The 24,377-nt window shown below is 75.2% G+C and carries 1 protein-coding gene (running past one end of the window); it reads left to right on the plus strand.

Annotation, left to right across the window (positions count from 1 at the left end):
* The first annotated feature begins 11 nt into the window (after positions 1-11).
* Positions 12-24,377 carry the 5' portion of a type I polyketide synthase gene (locus tag CLT72_RS03105; RefSeq protein ID WP_101414908.1) on the plus strand. It continues 5,508 nt past the right edge of the window, so only the first 24,366 of its 29,874 coding nucleotides appear in the window; its start codon is at positions 12-14; its stop codon lies beyond the right edge, outside the window.

Consider the following 24,377-nt stretch of genomic DNA (forward strand, 5'->3'; position numbering starts at 1 on the left):
CGGAGCTCATGATGTCTACGTCCGCAGACAAGGTCGTCGAGGCGCTTCGCGCCTCGCTCAAGGAGACGGGCCGCCTCCGTCAGCTCAACCAGCAGTTGACCGCTGCCGCCCGGGAGCCCATCGCGATCGTCGCGATGTCCTGCCGCTACCCGGGCGGTGTCGCCAGCCCCGAGCAGCTCTGGGACCTGGTGGCCTCCGGCGGCGACGCCATCGGCGGTTTCCCGACCGACCGGGGCTGGGACCTGGACAACCTGTACGACCCGGACGCCGACCGGGCCGGGCACTCCACCACCCGCGAGGGCGGCTTCCTCTACGACGCCGCCGACTTCGACGCCGAGTTCTTCGGCATCTCGCCGCGCGAGGCCGTGGCGATGGACCCGCAGCAGCGGCTGCTGCTGGAGACGTCGTGGGAGGCGTTCGAGCAGGCCCGCATCGCACCCGCGTCCATGCGCGGGCAGAAGGTCGGCGTCTTCGTCGGGACCGCCGCCAACGGCTACGGCGTGGGCCCGCAGACCGAGGTCGAGGGCACCGACGAGGGCTACCTGCTGACCGGCACGGCCACCAGCATCGTCTCGGGGCGGATCGCGTACGCCCTCGGCCTGGAGGGCCCCGCCGTCACGGTCGACACCGCCTGCTCGTCGTCGCTGGTCGCCCTGCACCTGGCCTGCCAGGCGCTGCGGCAGGGCGACTTCGACCTGGCCCTGGCCGGCGGCGTCTGCGTGATGGCCACCCCCGCCCCGTTCGTGGGCTTCTCCCGGCAGCGGGGGCTCGCCCCCGACGGCCGGTGCAAGTCGTTCGCCGCCGCCGCCGACGGCACCGGCTGGTCCGAGGGCGTCGGCATCCTGCTGGTGGAGCGGCTGTCGGACGCCCAGCGCAAGGGGCACCCCGTCCTCGCCGTGATCGCCGGCAGCGCCGTCAACCAGGACGGCGCGTCCAACGGCCTGACCGCGCCCAACGGGCCCGCCCAGCAGCGGGTGATCCGCCAGGCCCTGGCGAACGCCCGGCTGACCACGGCCGACGTGGACGCCGTCGAGGCGCATGGCACCGGCACCGTCCTCGGTGACCCGATCGAGGCGCAGGCGCTGCTGGCCACGTACGGGCGGGACCGGTCCGCCGACCGGCCGCTGCTGCTCGGCTCGATCAAGTCGAACATCGGTCACAGCCAGTCCGCCGCGGGCGTGGCCGGCGTGATCAAGATGGTGATGGCGATGCGGCACGGGCTCGTGCCGCCCACCCTGCACGTCGACGAGCCGACGCCGAAGGTGGACTGGTCGGCCGGCGAGGTGTCGCTGGTGACCGAGGCCAGGCCGTGGCCGGTCACCGACCGTCCCCGCCGGGCGGCGGTGTCGTCGTTCGGCATCTCCGGCACGAACGCGCACACCATCCTGGAGGAGCCGCCCGCGCCCGACGCCGACGAGCCCGCCGACGTCGACCCCGGACCGGCCCCCGCCCTGCCGGCGGTGCCCGTGCTGCTGTCGGCCCGCTCCGAGGCCGCCCTCAGCGCGCAGGCGGGCCGCTGGGCCCGGTGGCTGGACGCCGACGACACCCTCCGCACGATGGACGTCGGCTGGTCGTCGGTGGTGTCGCGCTCCGCGCTGGAACACCGCGCGGTGCTCACCGCCACCGACCGCGAGGACCTGCTGGCCGGGCTGCGCGCCCTCGCCGCCGGCCAGCCGTCCGGTGCGGTCGTCGCCGGTCAGTCGGCCGACCGGGGCCCGCTCGCCGTGCTCTTCTCCGGTCAGGGCGCGCAGCGCGCCGGCATGGGCCGCGAGCTGTACGGGGAATTCCCGGCCTTCGCCGCCGCGCTCGACGAGGTGTGTGCGCGGCTCGACCCGCTGCTGCCGCGTCCGTTGCGGGAGGTGCTGTTCGCGCCGGAGGGCTCCGCCGAGGCGGCGCTGCTGGACCGGACGGTGTTCACGCAGGCGGGTCTGTTCGCCGTCGAGGTGGCGCTGTTCCGCCTCGTCGAGTCCTTCGGCATCGCCCCCGACCTGGTCGCCGGCCACTCGATCGGCGAGGTGACGGCCGCGCACGTGGCCGGGGTGCTGTCGCTGGAGCACGCGTGTGCGCTGGTGGCGGCGCGGGGGCGGCTGATGCAGGCGCTGCCGGAGGGCGGCGGGATGCTGGCCGTCGCGGCTGCCGAGGCCGACGTGCTGGCCACGCTGGACGGGCTGGCCGAGGTGGGGATCGCGGCGGTCAACGGGCCGGCCTCGGTCGTGGTCTCCGGTGCGGTCGACGCTCTCGACGAGGTGGAGCGGGTCTGGCGCGACCGGGGCGTGCGCACGCGCCGGTTGACCGTGAGTCACGCGTTCCACAGTCCGCTGATGGAGCCGATGCTCGCCGAGTTCCGTACCGTCCTCGACGGGCTGGAGTTCTCCGCGCCGTCGCTGCCGCTCGTGTCGAACGTGACCGGTGCGCTCGCCGACGCCGACGAGATCCGTACGGCCGACTACTGGGTGCGCCACGTCCGCGAGGCCGTCCGGTACGCCGACGGAATCACCGCGCTGCGGGCGGCGGGCGTCGACGCGTTCCTGGAGATCGGTCCGCGCAGCGTGCTGACCGCCATGACCCGCGACGCGCTGAGCCGGCAGGAGGCGGCCGACGACGACACCCCGGTGATCGCCGTGCCCGTCCTGCGCGCCGACCGTCCCGAGGCGCGGGCCCTGCTCGCCGCCCTCTCCGAGCTGCACGTCAACGGGGTGCCCGTCGACTGGCCGGCCCTCTACTCCGGCGCGGGAGCGACCCCGGTCGCCCTGCCCACGTACGCCTTCCAGCGGCAGCGCTACTGGCCCGAGCAGATGCCGGTCTCGGTCACCGGCCCGGTCAGCCCGGACGTGGTGGACGTCGAGTTCTGGTCCGCCGTGGAGCGCTCCGACGTGGCGGCCCTCGCGGCGCAGCTCGGCGCCGACGGCGCGGCCCTGGACGTCCTGGCCCCGGCCCTGCCGGTCCTGTCGTCCTGGCGCAAGGCGCGCCTGCGGGACGCCGTCGTCGACGGCTGGTCGTACCGGGTCGTGTGGAAGCGGACCGCCGCCCCCGCACCGGTCACCCCGTCGGGCCGCTGGCTGCTCGTGGAACCGGCCGACGACGCCGCCACGACCGACTGGGCCGAAGCGCTCGCGGGGGCACTGACCGCCGCCGGCGGCGAGGTGTCCCGGCTGGCGGTGGACCCGCTCGCCGAGCGCGACGAGGTGACGTCGCGGGTGGCCGAGGCCGTGGCGGACACCCCGTGCACCGGGATCGTCTCCCTGCTGGGCCTGCTGGACCAGCCGCACCCCGGCCAGCCGGCGGTGCCGCTCGGCACGGCCGCGACGATGACGCTGGTGCAGGCCCTGCACGCCGCCGACGTCGCGGCGCCCCTGTGGATGCTCACCCGGGGCGCGGTCGGCACCGGGGACGCCGACCCGGTGCGCAGCGTCGCCCAGGGCGGACTGTGGGGGCTGGCCCGGGTCGCCGGGCTGGAGCACCCGCAGCTCTGGGGCGGCCTGGTCGACCTGCCGGACGGCCCCGGGCGCGGCGACTGGGACCACCTGGTCGGCGTCCTGACCGGCGGCGGCCACGAGGATCAGGTCGCCGTACGGCCCTCGGGCGTGTTCGTGCGCCGCCTGGTGCGCGCCACGCCGGCCGCCGTGGGCACCGTCGAGCGCTGGCAGCCGTCGGGCACCGTCCTCATCACCGGCGGCACCGGGGCGCTCGGCGCCCACGTGGCCCGCTGGGCGGCCGCCAACGGCGCGGAGCACGTCGTGCTGACCAGCCGCCGGGGCGAGCACGCCCCCGGGGCGGCGGAGCTGCGCGACGAACTGACCGGGCTCGGCGCCCGGGTGAGCCTGGTCGCCGCCGACATGGCCGACCGCGCCCGGGTCGAGGCGCTGCTGCGCGACGTCGACGCCGACCCGGCGCCGCTGACCGCGGTGGTGCACGCCGCCGGGGTGGGCCAGCTGAACATGCTGGCCGACACCGACCTCGCCGGGCTCGCCGGGGTACTCGACGGCAAGATCGCCGGGGCCGTGCACCTGGACGAGCTGCTGGGCGACCGGCCGCTCGACGCGTTCGTGCTCTTCTCCTCCATCGCCGGCATCTGGGGCAGCGGCGGACAGGCCGCGTACGCCGCCGGCAACGCCTTCCTCGACGCCCTCGCCGAGCGGCGCCGCGCCCGCGGCCTGGCCGCCACCGCCGTGGCGTGGGGACCCTGGGCCGACGGCGGCATGGCCAGCGGCGAGGGGCAGGAACTGCTGGCCCGCCGCGGCCTCAGCCCGATGTCCCCGGCCCAGGCCGTGTACGCGCTGCGCAGCGCGGTCGGCCGCGCCGTGCCGTCGGTGACCGTGGCGGACGTCGACTGGTCCCTGTTCACCCCGGCGTTCGCCGCCGCCCGTGCCCGCCCCCTGCTCGACGACATCGCCGAGGCCCGCGACGCCCTGCGCGTGGTCGACGGGCAACCGGAGGACACCGCCGGCGGCGGGCTGCGCCAGCACCTGCTGACGCTGCCCCGCGCCGAGCAGGACCGCCACCTGACCGACCTCGTACGCACGCACACCGCCGCCGTGCTCGGCCACTCCGGCACCGAACTGGTCAAGGCCAACCGGGCGTTCAAGGAGCTGGGCTTCGACTCGCTGACCGCCGTCGAGCTGCGCAACCGGCTCGGCGCCGCCACCGGCCTCACCCTGCCCACCACCCTGGTCTTCGACTACCCGAACCCGGCCGCCCTCGCCGACCACCTGGCGGCGACGCTGCGCCTGCACGAGGTCGAGACCGTCACCGCCTGGGGCCCCGCCGGGCCGGTGGACGACGACCCGATCGTGATCGTCGGCATGAGCTGCCGCTACCCGGGCGGCGTGGCAAACCCGGACGACCTGTGGAACCTGGTCGCCACCGGGCGCGACGGGATCAGCGGCTTCCCCGAGGACCGGCACTGGGACATGGGCCGGCTGCTGGCCGTCGACGCCGACGGGCAACCCGTCTCGCACACCCGCGAGGGCGGCTTCGTCGACGGCGCCACCACGTTCGACCCGGGCTTCTTCGGCATCTCGCCGCGCGAGGCGGTCGCCATGGACCCGCAGCAGCGCCTGCTGCTGGAGGCGTCCTGGGAGGCCATGGAGCAGGCCGGCATCGACCCGGACGAGCTGCGCGGCAGCCGTACCGGCGTCTTCGTGGGCGCCTCCCCGTCGGGCTACGGCACCACCGACACCCCGGCGGAGCTGGCGGGCTACCAGCTCACCGGCGGCGCACACAGCGTCATCTCCGGCCGGGTGTCGTACACCTTCGGGCTGGAGGGCCCGGCGGTCACGGTCGACACCGCCTGCTCGTCCTCGCTGGTGGCGGTGCACCTGGCCGCCCAGGCGCTGCGCGGCGGCGAGTGCGACATGGCGCTGGCCGGCGGCGTCACCGTCATGGTGACCCCGGGCGCCTTCGTCGAGTTCTCCCGCCAGGGCGGCCTCGCCCCGGACGGGCGCTGCAAGTCCTTCGCCGCCGACGCCGACGGCACCGGCTGGTCCGAGGGCGTCGGCGTGCTGCTGGTCCAGCGGCTCTCCGACGCCCGGCGGCAGGGCCGTCAGGTGCTCGCCGTGATCGCCGGCAGTGCCGTCAACCAGGACGGCGCGTCCAACGGCCTCACCGCGCCCAACGGGCCCGCCCAGCAGCGGGTGATCCGCCAGGCCCTGGCGAACGCCCGGCTGACCACGGCCGACGTGGACGCCGTCGAGGCACACGGCACGGGAACGACGCTCGGCGACCCCATCGAGGCGCAGGCCCTGCTGGCCACCTACGGCCAGGGCCGCCCCGCCGACCGGCCGCTGCTGCTCGGCTCGATCAAGTCGAACATCGGCCACAGCCAGGCCGCGGCCGGCGTCGCCGGCATGATCAAGATGGTGCAGGCGATGCGGTACGGCCTGCTCCCGCAGACCCTGCACCTCGACGAGCCGACCCCCCACGTGGACTGGTCCGCCGGCGCGGTGTCCCTGCTGGCCGAGGCGCGCCCCTGGCCGGCGGTGGACCGGCCGCGCCGGGCCGCCGTGTCGTCGTTCGGCATCAGCGGTACGAACGTCCACCTGATCCTGGAACAGCCGCCCACGCCGACCGACGCGGACGAGCCGGACACCCGCGACGAGCCGTCCCGGGCACCGGCGGTGGTGCCGGTGCTGCTCTCGGCCCGCGACGCGGCCGGACTGTCGGCGCAGGCCGGCCGCTGGGCGCAGTGGCTCGGCGACGCCGGGACCCCGCGCCCGATCGACGTGGCGTTCTCGTCGGTGGCGTCGCGCTCCGTACTGGAGCACCGGGCGGTCGTGTCCGGGACGAGCCGGGAAGAGCTGCTGGCGGGCCTCGAAGCCGTGGCGGCGGGCGAGTCCTCGGCCGGCGTGGTCAGCGGCCCGGGCGGCCAGCGCGGCCAGCTCGCGCTGCTCTTCTCGGGTCAGGGTGCGCAGCGTGCGGGCATGGGTCGGGAGTTGTACGCCGGGTTCCCGGTGTTCGCGGCGGCGCTCGACGAGGTGTGTGGGCAGCTTGATGCGCTGTTGCCGCGTGCGTTGCGGGAGGTGCTGTTCGCGGAGGCGGGCAGTGCTGAGGCGGCGTTGTTGGACCAGACGGTGTTCACGCAGGCCGGGTTGTTTGCGGTCGAGGTGGCGTTGTTCCGTCTGGTGGAGTCGTTCGGGGTCGTGCCGGACATGCTGGCCGGTCACTCGATCGGCGAGGTGACCGCCGCGCATGTGGCCGGAGTGTTGTCCCTGGCGGACGCGTGTGCCCTCGTTGCCGCGCGGGGTCGGTTGATGCAGGCACTGCCCACGGGCGGCGGGATGCTGGCTGTGGCCGCTGACGAGGCCGCGGTGGTGGAGTCTCTCGTCGGGTTGACCGACCGGGTCGGCATCGCGGCGGTCAACGGGCCGGCCGCCGTGGTCGTGTCGGGTGCTGTCGACGCCCTCGACGAGGTGGAGCGGGTCTGGCGGGACCGGGGCGTGCGTACGCGCCGGTTGACGGTGAGCCACGCGTTCCACAGCCCGTTGATGGAGCCGATGCTCGACGAGTTCCGCACGGTCCTGTCCGGGTTGAACTTTGAAGCGCCGTTGTTGCCGGTCGTGTCGAACGTGACGGGTGCGCTGGCCGATGGCGACGAGATCCGCACCCCGGAGTACTGGGTGCGCCACGTGCGCGAGGCGGTGCGCTACGCCGACGGGGTGAGCGCCCTGAAGGCCGCTGGGGTGGACACGTTCCTGGAGGTCGGGCCGCAGAGCGTCCTGACCGCGATGGCCGCCGACGTGCTGCCCGACGACGCCGTGCTGGCCGTCGCCGTGCAGCGCAAGGACCGGCCGGAGACGCAGGCGCTGCTGCACGCCCTGGCGGAGCTGCACGTGCACGGCGTTCCGGTGACGTGGCGGCAGTGGTTCGCCGAGACGGGCGCGCGGCGGGTGGACCTGCCCACGTACGCCTTCCACCGGGAGCGGTACTGGCTGCCGCCGGCCGGCCAGTCCGCCGACGTCTCCGGGGCGGGCCTCGGCGTGGCGCGGCACCCGCTGCTCGGCGCGGCGGTGTCGGTCGCCGGCGAGGACATGGTCGTGCTGACCGGCCGGCTGTCGGTGTCGACCCACCCGTGGCTCGCCGACCACGTCGTCTCCGGCGCCGTGGTCGTGCCGGGCACCGCGCTGGTGGACCTCGTCGTGCGGGCGGGCGACGAGGTCGGCGCGTCCCGCGTGCGTGAGCTGACCGTGCTCGCCCCGCTCGTGCTGCCCGCCACCGGCGGTGGGGTACGGGTCCAGGTCCGGGTCGGTCCCGTCGACGGGACCGGTAGCCGCTCGGTGACCGTGCACTCCCAGCCCGAGGACGACCCGGAGTCGGGCTGGACCCGGCACGCCGACGGCCTCGTCGGCACCCCCACGGTCGACGAGCCCACGGTGGGCGCCTGGCCGCCGCCGGGAGCGTCCGAGGTGGACGTCACCGGCTGGTACCCGACGGTCGCCGAGCACGGGCTCTCGTACGGGCCTGTCTTCCGGGGCCTGCGCCGGGCGTGGGCCGCCGACGGCGAGGTGTTCGCCGAGGTCGCCCTCCCCGACGAGGTCATGGCCGACCCGGCGGGCTTCGGGGTGCACCCGGCGCTGCTGGACGCCGCCCTGCACCCCGTCGGGCTGCTGCCCGTCGACGGGCCGGGCGGCGGCCCCCGGGTGCCGTTCGCGTTCGAGGGGGTGCAGGTCCACGCGGTCGGGGCCCGGACGCTCCGGGTCCGCCTCACCGCCACCGGCAACTCCGTGCGGCTGGTCGCCGTCGACGAGACCGGTGTGCCGGTGGTGTCGGTGGACTCGCTGACGCTGCGCGAGATGACCGGCCTGGCGGCCGTCCCGGACGAGGCGTACCGCTCCCTGTTCGAGGCCTCCTGGCAGCCCGAGCAGATCACCGCGTCCGACGGCGCGTACGGCTGGGTCGTGCTCGGCGACCGCCCGCTCGACGGCGCCCCGCAGCTTCCGGCGTACGCCGACGTCGCGGCCGTGACCACGGCCGTGACGGACGCAACCGCCCCGGCGGCGCTGCTGCTGCCCGTCACCTCGGCCGCCTCCGGGGCGGACGTGCCCGACGGGGTGCGCTCGGTCACAGCGGACGTCCTCCGCACGGTGCAGGCGTGGCTGGCCGCCGACCCGCTCGCCGACGCGCGGCTGGTCGTGGTGACGCGCGGCGCGGTGGCCACCAGCGCGGACGACCGCGTCACCGACCTGGCGGGGGCGGCGGTCTGGGGCCTGCTGCGTTCGGCCCAGTCGGAACACCCCGGGCGGATCGTGCTGGCCGACCTCGACCCGGACGCCGACCTGGACACCGACCTGCTGGCGCTGCTCGCCGCCGCCGCCGACGATCCCGCCCTCGGCGGGCAGCTCGCGGTACGGGCGGGCACGGCGTACGTGCCGCGGCTGGTGCGTGCCACCGGCGACGCGCGCACCCCGGCGACCCTGGGCCGGGGGACCGTCCTCGTCACCGGCGGCACCGGCTCGCTCGGCGCCCTGGTGTCCGAACACCTCGTCACCGCGTACGGCGTGCGTTCGCTGGTGCTGGCGTCCCGGCAGGGCCCGGCGGCCCCCGGCGCCGACGAACTGGTGCAGCGGCTGGCCGCGCTGGGCGCGACCGCCCGGGTGGTCGCCACGGACGTGACCGACCGCGAGCGCGTCGGCGAGCTGGTCCGGGCGATCACCGCCGAGGACCGCCTGGCCGGGGTGGTCCACACCGCCGGCGTCCTCGACGACGGCATCGTCAGCGGGATCACCGCCGACCGGCTGGCGGACGTGCTGGCCCCGAAGGTCACGGCGGGCTGGTGGCTGCACGAGGCGACCGCCGAGCTGGACCTCGACCTCTTCGTGCTCTTCTCCTCCGTCGCCGGGGTGCTCGGCTCTCCCGGCCAGGCCGCCTACGCCGCCGGTAACGCCTTCCTGGACGCCCTCGCCCTGCTGCGGGCGCAGCGCGGGCTGCCCGCCGTCAGCCTCGCCTGGGGCATGTGGGACACCGACGGCATGGCCGCGTCGATCAACGACGCCGACCGGGCCCGGGTGACCCGGGCCGGCCTGGTCCCGATGACCGCCCCCGTCGGGCTCGGGCTGTGGGACGCCGCCCTGACCCACGGCGGCGCGGCGCTGGTGCCGGCAGTGGTCGACCTGCCCGCCATGCGGGCGCAGACCGCCGCCGGCCGGGTGCCGGTGATGCTGCGGGCCCTCGTCGGGTCGGCGGCGAAGCGCCGCCGCTCCGGCACCGGCGCCTGGGTCGACCGGCTGGCCGGACTCGACCCGCAGGAGGCGCGCACCCAGGTGGCCCTGCTGGTCCGCGGAATGATCGCGCAGGTCCTCGGCCACGGCGGCGCCGAGGCGGTGCCGGCCGACCGGGCGTTCCGGGAACTCGGCTTCGACTCGCTGACCGCCGTCGAGCTGCGCAACCGGATCAACGGCGCGACCGGGCTGCGACTCACGTCGACGCTCGTCTTCGACTACCCGACCCCCGGCGCCCTGTCGGAGCACCTGTACGAGCAGCTGTCCGGCCAGGTCGCCGACCAGCAGCAGGCCGTGCGGGCGACCACCGTCGACGAGCCGATCGCCATCGTGGGCATGGCCTGCCGCTACCCGGGCGGCGTGACGAGCCCGCAGCAGCTGTGGGACCTGGTCGCCGCCGGCGCCGACGGCATCGGGGAGTTCCCCACCGACCGGGGCTGGGACCTCGACCGGCTCTTCCACCCCGACCCGGACAACCCCGGGACGTCGTACACCCGCCACGGTGGCTTCCTGTACGGGGCCGCCGAGTTCGACCCGGACTTCTTCGGCATCTCGCCCCGCGAGGCGATCGCCATGGACCCGCAGCAGCGGCTGCTGCTGGAGACCTCGTGGGAGACGTTCGAGTCGGCCGGCCTCGACCCGTCGCGGCTGCGCGGCAGCCGAACGGGCGTCTTCGCCGGGCTCATGTACCACGACTACGCCTCCGGTCTGCAGGACCTGCCCGAGGGCGTGGGCGGTTACCTCGGCACCGGCACCTCCGGCAGCGTCCTGTCGGGCCGGGTGGCGTACACGTTCGGCCTCGAAGGCCCGGCGGTCACCGTGGACACGGCGTGCTCGTCGTCGCTGGTGGCGCTGCATCTGGCGGTGCAGGCGCTGCGTTCGGGTGAGTGCGATCTCGCGTTGGCCGGTGGTGTGACGGTGATGGCGACGCCGGGCACGTTCATCGAGTTCTCGCGGCAGCGTGGTCTGTCGGCCGACGGCCGGTGCAAGTCGTTCGCCGCGTCGGCCGACGGCACCGGCTGGTCCGAGGGCGTGGGTGTGCTGCTCGTCCAGCGCCTCTCCGACGCCCAGCGGGAGGGCCGGCGGATCCACGCGATCGTGCGCGGTACCGCCGTGAACCAGGACGGCGCGTCGAACGGGCTGACGGCGCCGAACGGTCCGTCGCAGCAGCGGGTGATCCGCCAGGCCCTGGCGAACGCGCGTCTCACCGCCGCCGACGTGGACGCGGTCGAGGCGCACGGGACCGGCACGACGCTGGGTGACCCGATCGAGGCGCAGGCCCTGCTGGCCACGTACGGGCAGGAGCGTCCGCAGGACCGGCCGCTGTGGCTGGGCTCGATCAAGTCGAACATCGGCCACACCCAGGCCGCCGCCGGGGTGGCCGGCATCATCAAGATGATCATGGCGATGCGCAACGGACTGATGCCGTCGACGCTGCACGTCGACGAGCCGTCCCCGCACATCGAGTGGAGCGCCGGGGCGGTCACCCTGCTCACCGAGGCGCGCGACTGGCCCGCGGCGGGCCGGCCCCGGCGGGCGGCGGTCTCGTCGTTCGGAGTCAGCGGCACCAACGCGCACGTGATCATCGAGCAGCCGCCCGCCGAGGCGGGACCGGCCCGGGGCGAGGGCGCGCCGACGCGCGCCGACGAACCGGCGGCCGGGTCGCTGCCGACCCCCGTGCTGCTGTCGGCCCGGTCCGAGGCCGCCGTCGCGGCGCAGGCGGACCGCTGGGCCCACTGGATCGCCGGCGACGAGGCGCTGCGCCCCGTCGACGTCGGCTGGTCGTCGACCGTCAGCCGGGCCGTGCTGGAGCACCGCGCGGTGGTCACCGCGACGGGCCGGGACGAACTGCTGGCCGGGCTGCGGGCCCTCGCCGCCGGTGAGCCGGCCGCCGCCGTGGTCACCGGCACGGGCACGACGCGTACGCAGCTGGCCGTGCTGTTCTCGGGTCAGGGTGCGCAGCGTGCGGGCATGGGTCGGGAGTTGTACGCCGGGTTCCCGGTGTTCGCGGCGGCGCTCGACGAGGTGTGTGGGCAGCTTGATGCGCTGTTGCCGCGTGCGTTGCGGGAGGTGCTGTTCGCGGAGGCGGGCAGTGCTGAGGCGGCGTTGTTGGACCAGACGGTGTTCACGCAGGCCGGGTTGTTCGCGGTCGAGGTGGCGTTGTTCCGTCTGGTGGAGTCGTTCGGGGTCGTGCCGGACATGCTGGCCGGTCACTCGATCGGTGAGGTGACGGCGGCGCATGTGGCGGGGGTGTTGTCGCTGGCGGACGCGTGTGCGCTGGTGGCGGCGCGGGGTCGGTTGATGCAGGCGCTGCCGGCCGGTGGCGGCATGTTGGCCGTGGCGGCTGACGAGGCTGCGGTGGTGGAGTCGATCGCCGGGCTGACCGACCGGGTCGGCATCGCCGCCGTCAACGGGCCGGCCGCCGTGGTGGTCTCGGGTGCCGTTGACGCCCTCGACGAGGTGGAGCGGCTCTGGCGGGACCGGGGCGTGCGTACCCGCCGGCTGACCGTGAGCCACGCGTTCCACAGTCCGTTGATGGAGCCGATGCTGGCCGAGTTCCGGGCGGTGCTGGAGGGGTTGACGTTCGCCGCGCCGTTGTTGCCGGTCGTGTCGAACGTGACGGGTGCGCTGGCCGACGGCGACGAGATCCGCACTCCGGAGTACTGGGTGCGCCACGTGCGCGAGGCCGTCCGGTACGCCGACGGGATCACCGCCCTCCGCGAGGCGGGCGTCGACACGTTCCTTGAGGTCGGGCCGCAGAGCGTCCTGACCGCGATGAACGCCGACCTGCTCGCCGACGACGCGCTCGCGGTGGCCGCCCAGCGCAGGGACCGTCCCGCCCCGCAGGCGCTGCTGCACGCCCTCGCCGAGCTGCACGTCCACGGCGTGCCGGTGACCTGGACGCAGTGGTTCACCGACACCGGCGCCACCCGGGTCGACCTGCCGACGTACGCCTTCCAGCACCAGCGGTACTGGCTCGGCGCGGGCCAGGCGCGTACCGCCGACGTCTCCGGCGCGGGCCTCGGTGTGGCCGGGCACCCGCTGCTCGGCGCTGCCGTCACCGTGGCCGGCGCCGACATGGTCGTGCTGACCGGCCGACTGTCGCTCACCACCCACGCGTGGCTCGCCGACCACGTCGTCTCCGGCGCGGTCATCGTGCCCGGTGCCGCCCTGGTCGAGTTGGCCGTGCGGGCGGGCGACGAGGTGGGTGCGTCGCGGGTGCGGGAGTTGACCGTGGCTGCGCCGCTGGTGCTGCCGTCGGCGGGTGCGGTGCGGGTGCAGGTGCGCGTGGGCGCGGCCGACGAGGCCGGCACCCGCGTCGTGGCGGTGCACTCGCAGTCCGAGGGCGATCCGGAGGCCGAGTGGGTCCAGCACGCCGAGGGCGTGCTGGAGCCAGCGTCGGCCGACGAGCCGGGCGTGGGGGAGTGGCCGCCGGCCGGGGCGTCCGAGGTGGACGTCACGGGCTGGTACCCGACGCTGGCCGAACACGGCCTGACGTACGGGCCGGTGTTCCAGGGGCTGCGCCGCGTGTGGACCGCCGACGAGGACGTGTACGCCGAGGTGTCCCTGCCGGACGAGGCGGCGACGGAGGCGGCGCGCTTCGGCGTGCACCCGGCGCTGCTGGACGCGGCGCTGCATCCGATCGGGTTGTTGGCCGGTGCGGAGGGTTCGGGTGGGCCGCGGGTGCCGTTCGCGTTCGAGGGTGTGCAGGTGTACGCCTCGGGGGCGCGGGTGTTGCGGGTGCGGCTGACGCGTACGGGCTCGGCGGTGCGGCTGGTCGCGTGCGACGAGTCGGGTGCGGCCGTGGTGTCGGTGGACTCCCTGGTCCTGCGCGAGCTGACCGGCGTGGCGGCGGCAGGCGCGGCGGCCCGCTCGCTGTTCGAACTCACCTGGCAGGCCCAGGAGGTCACCCCGGCCGGGGACGTCGCCGGATGGGCGCTGCTGGGTGCGTCGGCCCTGGTCGACCTGCCGGCCCTCGCTGAGCTGCCGGCGTACGCCGACGTCGAGGCGGTCGCCGGATCGTCGGGTGCGGCGCCGCGCCTGCTGCTGGTGCCTGCCGGCAGCGCGCAGCGTCCCGACCACGCAGGCGCGCCGGACGCCGGGCACGACAACGACCCCGACGCGGTGCGCGCGGCGACCTCGGCCGTGCTGGCGACGGTGCGTTCCTGGCTGGCGGCGGACGACCTGGCGGAGTCGCGGCTGGTCGTGGTGACGCGGGGCGCGGTGTCCGCCGGGGACGGGGACCGGGTGTCCGATCTGGCGGGTGCGGCGGTGTGGGGTCTGCTGCGTTCGGCGCAGTCGGAGCACCCGGGCCGCATCGTCCTGGCCGACGTTGACGGTGACGTGGACGCCGGGCTGTTGGCCGCCCTCACCCCGGTGGCGGACGAGCCCGTGACGTTCGGTGGTCAGGTCGCGGTGCGTGCCGGCGGGGTGTTCGTGCCGCGCCTGGTGCGTGCGGTGGCCCCGGCGTCGGCCGAGGCGCCGAGCCTGCGCGACGGTGCGGTGCTGGTGACCGGTGGTACGGGCGCGTTGGGTGCGCTGGCGGCGGAGCATCTGGTGTCGGCGCACGGCGCGCGGTCCCTGGTGCTGGTGTCACGGCGCGGCGCGGAGGCTGCGGGCGCTGGTGAGCTGTCCGAGCGGCTGACGGCGTTGGGCGCCTCGGTGCGGATCGTCGCCTGTGACGTGACGGATCGGGAGCAGGTAAACGCCCTGGTGGCTGAGGTTTCCGCCGCGGGCCGGCTGGCGGGCGTGGTGCACACCGCCGGTGTCCTGGACGACGGGGTGATCGAGCGGGTCACCGAGGAGCGCCTGGCGGCAGTGCTGGCGCCGAAGGTGTCGGCGGGTTGGTTCCTGCATGAGGCGACGGCGTCGCTCGACTTGGACCTGTTCGTGGTGTTCTCGTCGGTGGCGGGTGTGTTGGGTTCGCCGGGTCAGTCGGCGTATGCGGCGGGTAACGCGTTCCTGGACGGGTTGGCGGTGTGGCGGCGGCAGTCGGGTCTGCCGGCGGTGAGCCTCGCGTGGGGTATGTGGGACACGGACGGCATGGCCGCCTCCCTCGACGAGGCGGATCGGGCGCGTTCGGCGCGGGCGGGCCTGGTGCCGATGAGCGCCGAGGTCGGGTTGGAGTTGTTCGACGCCGCTTTGGGCGCCGACCGTGCGGCCCTGGTGCCGGCCGTGATCGACGTTCCGGCGATGCGGGCAGCGCTCGGTGCCGGCCCGGTGCCGGCCGTGCTGCGTACCCTGATCGGGTCGACGGCGTCCCGGCGACGGGCCGCGCGGGGTGGCGACTGGGCCAACCAGCTCGCGGGCCTGGCGCCCGACGAGGCGCGCGCCCAGATCGACGTGCTGGTGCGTGGTCTGGTGGCGCAGGTGTTGGGGCACGGTGGCGTGGAGTCGGTGCCGGCGGATCGGGCGTTCCGGGAGTTGGGCTTCGACTCGCTGACGGCGGTGGATCTGCGTAACCGGTTGAACGCGGCCACGGGGCTGCGGCTGGCCTCGACGCTGGTGTTCGACTACCCGACCCCGGCCGTGCTCGTCGACCACCTCTACGAGCAGGTCTCCGGGCAGATCGCCGCCCGCCAGACGGCGGTGCGCACCGCCAACACCGACGAGCCGATCGCCATCGTCGGCATGGCCTGCCGCTACCCCGGCGGCGTCGAGAGCCCGGACCAGTTGTGGGAGTTGCTGGCCGGCGGCGGGGACGGGATCTCCGAGTTCCCCACCGACCGCGGCTGGGACCTCGAGAGCCTGTTTGACCCCGACCCGGAGCACAGCGGCACGTCGTACACGCGCCACGGTGGTTTCCTCTACGGGGCGGCGGAGTTCGACCCGGGCTTCTTCGGGATCTCGCCGCGTGAGGCCCTGGCCATGGACCCGCAGCAGCGGTTGCTGCTGGAGGCGTCGTGGGAGTCGTTCGAGTCGGCGGGGCTGGATCCGCAGCGGTTGCGGGGTAGCCGGACGGGCGTCTTCGCCGGCGTCATGTACCACGACTACGCCTCCCGCCTCATGGACCTGCCGCCGGACGCTGAGGGCTTCGTCGGCACCGGCACGTCGGGCAGCGTGCTGTCGGGTCGCGTGGCGTACACGTTCGGCCTCGAAGGCCCGGCGGTGACCGTCGACACGGCGTGCTCGTCCAGCCTCGTGGCGCTGCACCTGGCGGCGCAGGCGCTGCGGTCCGGTGAGTGCGATCTGGCGCTGGCCGGTGGCGTGACCGTCATGGCGACGCCGGGCACGTTCATCGAGTTCTCGCGGCAGCGCGGTCTGTCGCAGGATGGTCGGTGCAAGTCGTTCGCGGCGTCGGCCGACGGGACCGGCTGGTCCGAGGGCGTCGGCGTGCTCCTCGTGGAGCGGCTGTCGGACGCGCAGCGCAACGGGCACCGCGTGCTTGCGGTCGTGCGGGGCACGGCCGTCAACCAGGACGGTGCGTCGAACGGCCTGACCGCCCCGAACGGTCCGTCGCAGCAGCGGGTCATCCACCAGGCCCTGGCGAACGCGCGCCTGACCCCGGCCGACGTGGACGCGGTCGAGGCGCACGGTACGGGCACGACGCTGGGTGACCCGATCGAGGCGCAGGCTCTGCTGGCGACGTACGGGCAGGACCGTCCCGTCGACCGGCCGCTGCTGTTGGGGTCGGTGAAGTCGAACATCGGTCACACGCAGGCGGCTGCCGGTGTGGCTGGTGTGATCAAGATGGTCATGGCGATGCGGCACGGTGTGGTGCCGTCGACGTCGCATGTGGATGAGCCGTCGCCGCACGTGGACTGGTCGGCCGGGGCGGTCGCTCTCACCACTGAGCCGACGCCGTGGCCGGCGGTGGATCGGCCGCGTCGGGCGGCGGTGTCGTCGTTCGGGATCTCCGGCACCAACGCGCACGTGATCATCGAGCAGCCGCCGGTTGAGGTGGTCGAGGGCGAGATCGTCGCCGGGAACGTGCCGCCGGTGGTGCCGGTGCTGCTGTCGGCCCGCGACGGTGCGGCGTTGTCGACGCAGGCGGGCCGGTGGGCGCGCTGGCTGACCGCCGAGGAGGCCCCGCGTCCGCTGGACGTGGCCTGGTCCTCCGTCACCACCCGGCCCGCGCTGGAGCACCGGGCGGTCGTCACCGCCGCCGACCGGGACGACCTGGTCGCGGCGTTGACCGCCCTCGCCGACGGCGACCCCACCGGTACGGTCGTCTCCGGCGCCACCGGCCAGCGCGGCCAGCTCGCCCTGCTCTTCTCCGGCCAGGGCGCGCAGCGCGCCGGGATGGGCCGGGAGTTGTCCGCCCTCTTCCCGGTGTTCGCCACCGCGCTGGACGAGGTGTGCGGACACCTCGACCCGCTGTTGCCGCGTCCGTTGCGGGAGGTGCTGTTCGCGGAGGCGGGCACTGCCGAGGCGGAGCTGTTGGACCAGACGGTGTTCACGCAGGCCGGGTTGTTCGCGGTCGAGGTGGCGTTGTTCCGTCTGGTGGAGTCGTTCGGGGTCGTGCCGGACATGCTGGCCGGTCACTCGATCGGTGAGGTTACGGCGGCGCATGTGGCCGGGGTGTTGTCCCTGGCGGACGCGTGTGCCCTCGTTGCCGCGCGGGGTCGGTTGATGCAGGCGCTGCCCACGGGCGGCGGGATGTTGGCTGTGGCCGCTGACGAGGCCGCGGTGGTGGAGTCGATCGCCGGGCTGACCGACCGGGTCGGCATCGCCGCCGTCAACGGACCCGCCGCCGTGGTCGTGTCGGGTGCTGTCGACGCCTTGGACGAGGTGGAGCGGGTCTGGCGGGACCGGGGCGTGCGTACGCGCCGGTTGACGGTGAGCCACGCGTTCCACAGTCCGTTGATGGAGCCGATGCTGGCCGAGTTCCGGGCGGTGCTGGAGGGGTTGACGTTCGCCGCGCCGCTGCTGCCGGTCGTGTCGAACGTGACGGGTGCGCTGGCCGACGCCGACGAGATCCGCACCCCGGAGTACTGGGTGCGCCACGTGCGCGAGGCGGTGCGCTACGCCGACGGGATCACCGCCCTGCGGTCCGCTGGGGTGGACACGTTCCTTGAGGTGGGGCCGCAGAGCGTACTGACCGCGATGGCCGCCGACGTGCTGCCCGACGACGACGCCGTGCTGGCCGTCGCCGTGCAGCGCAAGGACCGGCCGGAGACGCAGGCGCTGCTGCACGCCCTGGCGGAGCTGCACGTGCACGGCGTTCCGGTGACGTGGCGGCAGTGGTTCGCCGAGACGGGCGCGCGGCGGGTGGACCTGCCCACGTACGCCTTCCAGCACCAGCGCTACTGGCCCGCCGCCAACCGGACGCGTACGGGCGACGTGTCCGGGGCCGGGCTCGGCCGCACCGGGCACCCGCTGCTCGGCGCGACGGTGGATCTGGCCGGCGACGACGAGATGGTGCTGACGGGCCGGCTATCCCTGGCCACGCACCCGTGGCTGGCCGACCACACGGTCTCCGGGCTGACGCTGGTGCCGGGTACCGCCCTGGTGGAGCTGGTCGTGCGGGCCGGCGACGAGGTGGGCCTCTCCCGGCTGCGGGAGCTGACCATGGCCGCCCCGCTGCTGCTCCCCGAAGCCGGGGGCGTGCGGATCCAGGTACGGGTGGACGCGGCCGGTGACTCCGCGTACCGCGCGGTCGCCGTCTACTCCCGCCCCGACGACGACCCCGAGGCGGGCTGGACCCGGCACGCGGAGGGCATGCTGGAGTCGACCACGGCCGACGAGCCCGACACGATCACCTGGCCCCCCGCCGGGACGTCCGAGGTGGACCTCACCGGGTGGTACGCGACGCTGGCGGAGCACGGCCTGACGTACGGGCCGATCTTCCAGGGGCTCCGGCGTGCCTGGACCGGCGGCGACGAGGCGTACGCCGAGGTGGTCCTGCCGGGCGACGCCGCGACGGAGGCCGCCGGGTTCGGCGTGCACCCGGCGCTGCTGGACGCCGCCCTGCACCCGATCGGGCTGCTGCTCGGTGGCGAGGAGTCGGGCGGCCCACGGGTGCCGTTCGCGTTCGAGGGCGTGCAGGTGTACGCCTCCGGGGCGGCCCTGCTGCGGGTGCGCCTGAGCCGCAACGGCTCGGGGCTGCGGCTGGTGGCGTACGACGAGTCGGGTGCGCCGGTGGTGTCGGTGGACTCCCTCGCCCTGCGGGAGCTGGCCGGCGTGGCCGCGCCGGGCGTGGCGTCGCGGTCGCTGTTCGAGCTGCGGTGGCCGGCGGTGGAAACCGCGCCCGCCGGGGAGCTTTCCGGATGGGCGCTGGTGACCGGCGGCCAGGAGCTGCCGGCACCCGTCGGAATGCCCACGTACCCCGACGTGGCGACGGTCGCGGGGGAGAAGTCCGTCCCCCGGACGCTGCTGCTGCCGGTGTTCCCCACGCCCGGCTCGGCGACGCCGGAGTCGGTCGGGGCGGTGACGTCGGACATGCTGGCGACGGTGCAGTCCTGGCTGGCGGCGGACGCGCTGGCGGAGTCGCGGCTCGTGGTGGTCACCCGGGGCGCGGTCTCGGTCGGTACGGACGACCGGGTGGCCGACCTGGCGGGCGCGGCGGTGTGGGGCCTGCTGCGCTCGGCGCAGTCGGAGCACCCGGGTCGCATCGTCCTCGCGGACGTCGACGGCGACCTGGACGCCGCGCTGGTGGCCCTGCTGGACGGCGTCCTGCGGGAACCGACCGCGACCGGCGGCCAGTTGGCCGTCCGCGGGGGTGCGGTGTACTCACCGCGCCTGGTCCGGGCCGGCATCACGTCGGCGGAGACGCCGGTGGTGGGTGACGGCGCGGTGCTGGTGACCGGTGGTACGGGTGCGCTCGGGGCGCTGGTGGCGGAGCGCCTGGTGTCGGTGCACGGGGTGCGCTCGCTGGTGCTGGTGTCGCGGCGTGGTCCGGAGGCCGAGGGCGCCGGCGAGCTGACCGGGCGGCTGACCGCGCTGGGCGCCGACGTGCGGATCGTCGCCTGTGACGTGACGGACCGGGACCAGGTGTTCGGCCTGGTGGCGGAGATCGGTGCCGAGGGCCGCCTGGCGGGTGTGGTGCACACGGCCGGTGTCCTGGACGACGGTGTCGTGGAGGGGCTGACCGCCGAGCGTCTGGCGGGCGTGTTGGCGCCGAAGGTGTCGGCCGGGTATTTCCTGCACGAGGCGACGGCGTCGCTGGATCTGGACTTGTTTGTGGCGTTCTCGTCGGTGGCGGGTGTGTTGGGTTCGCCGGGTCAGTCGGCGTATGCGGCGGGTAACGCGTTCCTGGACGGGTTGGCGGTGTGGCGGCGGCAGCTCGGGTTGCCGGCGGTCAGCCTCGCGTGGGGCATGTGGGACACGGACGGCATGGCCGCCTCCCTCGACGACGCGGACCGGGCGCGTTCGGCGCGGGCGGGCCTGGTGCCGATGAGCGCCGAGGTCGGGCTGGAGTTGTTCGACGCCGCTTTGGGCGCCGACCGTGCGGCCCTGGTGCCGGCCGTGATCGACGTACCCGCGCTGCGGGCGGCGACCTCCGGCGGCCCGGTGCCGGCCGTGCTGCGCACCCTGATCGGCGTGACCGGTGCCCGCCGCCAGGCGGGGCAGGGCGGTGGCGGCTGGGCCGAGCGGCTCGCCGGGCTGACCGAGGACGAGGGCCGCGCCCAGGTCGACGTGCTGGTGCGTGGTCTGGTGGCGCAGGTGTTGGGGCACGGTGGCGTGGAGTCGGTGCCGGCGGATCGGGCGTTCCGGGAGTTGGGCTTCGACTCGCTGACGGCGGTGGATCTGCGTAACCGGTTGAACGCGGCCACGGGGCTGCGGCTGGCCTCGACGCTGGTGTTCGACTACCCGACCCCGGCCGTGCTCGCCGAGCACCTGTGGTCGGAGCTGGCCGGCGTTCGCGCGTCGGCCGCCGGCCCGGTCGCCGGTGCCATCGTCGGCACCGACGAGCCGATCGCGATCGTGGGCATGGCCTGCCGCTACCCCGGCGGGGTGGAATCCCCCGACGAACTGTGGGAGTTGCTGGCCGGCGGCGGGGACGGGATCTCCGAGTTCCCGGCGGACCGGGGCTGGGACCTGGAGTCGCTGTTCGACCCGGACCCGGACCGCAGCGGTACGTCGTACACGCGTCACGGTGGTTTCCTCTACGGGGCGGCGGAGTTCGACCCGGGCTTCTTCGGGATCTCGCCGCGTGAGGCCCTGGCCATGGATCCCCAGCAGCGGTTGCTGCTGGAGGCGTCGTGGGAGTCGTTCGAGTCGGCGGGGCTGGACCCGCAGCGGCTGCGGGGCAGCCGGACGGGTGTCTTCGCCGGCGTCATGTACCACGACTACGCGTCCCGCCTCATGGACCTGCCGACCGAGGTGGAGGGCTACGTCGGCACCGGGACCTCCGGCAGCGTCCTGTCCGGTCGCGTCGCCTACACCTTCGGGCTGGAGGGGCCGGCGGTCACCGTCGACACGGCGTGCTCGTCGTCGCTGGTGGCGCTGCACCTCGCCGCGCAGGCGCTGCGGTCCGGCGAGTGTGATCTGGCGCTGGCCGGTGGCGTGACGGTGATGGCGACGCCGGGGACGTTCATCGAGTTCTCGCGGCAGCGCGGGTTGTCGCAGGACGGCCGCTGCAAGTCGTTCGCGGCGTCGGCCGACGGCACCGGCTGGTCCGAGGGCGTCGGCGTGCTGTTGGTGCAGCGCCTCTCCGACGCCCAGCGCGAGGGCCGGAAGATCTACGCCGTGGTGCGGGGCACCGCCGTCAACCAGGATGGCGCGTCGAACGGGCTGACGGCGCCGAACGGTCCGTCGCAGCAGCGGGTGATCCGCCAGGCTCTGGCGAACGCGCGTCTCACCGCCGCCGACGTGGACGCCGTGGAGGCGCACGGCACGGGTACCACCCTCGGCGACCCGATCGAGGCGCAGGCCCTGCTGGCGACGTACGGGCAGGACCGTCCGCAGGGCCGGCCGCTGTTGTTGGGGTCGGTGAAGTCGAACATCGGTCACACGCAGGCGGCTGCGGGTGTGGCTGGTGTGATCAAGATGGTCATGGCGATGCGGCACGGTGTGGTGCCGTCGACGTTGCATGTGGATGAGCCGTCGCCGCACGTCGACTGGTCGGCCGGGGCGGTCGCCCTCGCCACCGAGGCGACGCCGTGGCCGGCGGTGGATCGGCCGCGTCGGGCGGCGGTGTCGTCGTTCGGGATCTCCGGCACCAACGCGCACGTGATCATCGAGCAGCCGCCCGCCGAGGCGATCGAGGGCGAGATCGTCGCCGGGAACGTGCCGCCGGTGGTGCCGGTGCTGCTGTCGGCCCGCGACGGTGCGGCGTTGTCGACGCAGGCGGGCCGGTGGGCGCGCTGGTTGAGCGTCGACGAGGCCCCGCGTCCGGTGGACGTCGCCTGGTCCTCGGTGACCACCCGGCCCGCCCTGGAACAGCGCGCCGTCGCCGTGGTGGCCGACGGCAACGACCTGCTCGCCGCGCTGCGGGCCCTCGACGCGGGCGAGTCCTCCGGGGCCGTCGTGACGGGCTCCGCCGCCGCACGCGGCCAGCTCGCCCTGCTGTTCTCGGGTCAGGGTGCGCAGCGTGCGGGCATGGGTCGGGAGCTGTACGCCGGGTTCCCCGTGTTCGCGGCGGCGCTCGACGAGGTGTGTGGGCAGCTCGATGCGCTGTTGCCGCGTGCGTTGCGGGAGGTGCTGTTCGCGGAGGCGGGCAGTGCTGAGGCGGCGTTGTTGGACCAGACGGTGTTCACGCAGGCCGGGTTGTTCGCGGTCGAGGTGGCGTTGTTCCGTCTGGTGGAGTCGTTCGGGGTCGTGCCGGACATGCTGGCCGGTCACTCGATCGGCGAGGTGACGGCGGCGCATGTGGCGGGCGTGTTGTCCCTGTCCGACGCGTGTCAGCTCGTTGCCGCGCGGGGCCGGTTGATGCAGGCCCTGCCGGCCGGTGGCGGCATGCTGGCCGTGGCCGCTGACGAGGCCGCGGTGGTCGAGTCGATCGCGGGCCTGACCGACCGCGTCGGCATCGCCGCCGTCAACGGACCGACGTCCGTGGTCGTGTCCGGTGCTGTCGACGCGCTCGACGAGGTGGAGCGGCTCTGGCGCGAGCGAGGCACCCGCACTCGCCGGCTGACCGTGAGCCACGCGTTCCACAGTCCGTTGATGGAGCCGATGCTGGCCGAGTTCCGCACGGTCCTGCACGGCCTCACCTTTGCCACACCGCTGCTGCCGGTCGTGTCGAACGTGACCGGTGCCCTGGCCGGCGACGAGATCCGCACCCCGGAGTACTGGGTGCGCCACGTGCGCGAGGCCGTCCGGTACGCCGACGGGATCACCGCCCTCCGCGAGGCGGGCGTCGACACGTTCCTTGAGGTCGGGCCGCAGAGCGTCCTGACCGCGATGGCCGCCGACGTGCTGCCCGACGACGCCGTGCTGGCCGTCGCCGCGCAGCGCAAGGACCGGCCGGAGACGCCGGCGCTGCTGCACGCCCTCGCCGAGCTGCACGTGCACGGGGTTCCCGTGAGCTGGCAGCCGTGGTTCGCCGACACCGGCGCGCGGCGGGTGGACCTGCCCACGTACGCCTTCCAGCACCAGCGCTACTGGCCGGAGGGCACGCCCGCGAAGCAGGCCGCCCCGGACGGCGGCGACGCCGAGTTCTGGGCCGCCGTCGAGCGGGGCGACCTGGCCGCCCTCGCCGCCGAACTCGGCGACGACACCGAGGACCTGGACGCCCTCGGCCCGGCCCTGCCGCTCCTGGCGCGTTGGCGTCAGCACCGGTCCCGGGACACCGCGCTGGACGGGTGGTCGTACCGGGTCGCGTGGGAGCCGGTGCGCCCGGCCCCGGCGACCGGGCTGTCCGGGCGGTGGCTGGTCGTCACCGTCGACGGCGGCGCCGACGCGGGCGTGGCGAAGACCCTGACCCAGGCGGGCGCGCGGGTCGACCTGCTGACCGCGCCGCCCACCCTCACCCGGGCGGACCTGGGCGAGCGGCTGCGCGGAACCGGCGCGGACGGCTGGGCCGGGGTGCTCTGCGTGCTGCCCCGGCAGGACCGGCCCCTGGCGGACACCCCGGCGGTACCCGCCGGCGCGGCCGCCCTGCTCACCCTCACCCGGGCGCTGACCGACACCGGCCTGCCGGGACGGGTGTGGGCGCTGAGCCGAGCCGCCATCCCGGTCACTGCCGGGGAGCGGGCCGGCGACGTCTGGGCGGCCCTGGCCTGGGGCCTGGGCCGGGTCGTCGCCCTCGAACAGCCCGACCGTTGGGGCGGCCTGATCGACCTGCCCGACCGCGCCGACCGCGGCGCCCGCGCCGGGCTCGTCGCGGTCCTCGCCGACGGCACCCTGGACCAGGTGGCCGTCCGCCGCAACGGCCTCTTCGGCCGGCGGCTGGTGCCGGCCGCGCCACCGGCCGGTGCGGGCTGGCGGCCCGCCGGGACGGTGCTGGTGACCGGTGGTACGGGCGCCCTGGGCCGGCACGTCGCGCGCTGGCTGCTGGCCAACGGGGCCGGCGAGGTGGTGCTGGCCTCGCGGCGGGGTCCGGCTGCGCCGGGCGCGGCCGAGCTGATGGCCGAGTTGGGCGCGGTGCGGGTGGTGGCGTGCGACGTCACCGACCGGGCGGCGGTCGACGCCCTCGTGGCGGACCTGCCCGGGCTGACCGCCGTCGTACACACCGCCGGGGCGTCCGGCGGAACCACGCCGGCGTACGAGGTGACCGACGGCGAGCTGTCGGAGACCCTGGCCGGCAAGGTGCTCGGCGCCGTACACCTCGACGCCGCCTGC

This window comes from Micromonospora sp. CNZ309, assembly GCF_002846525.1.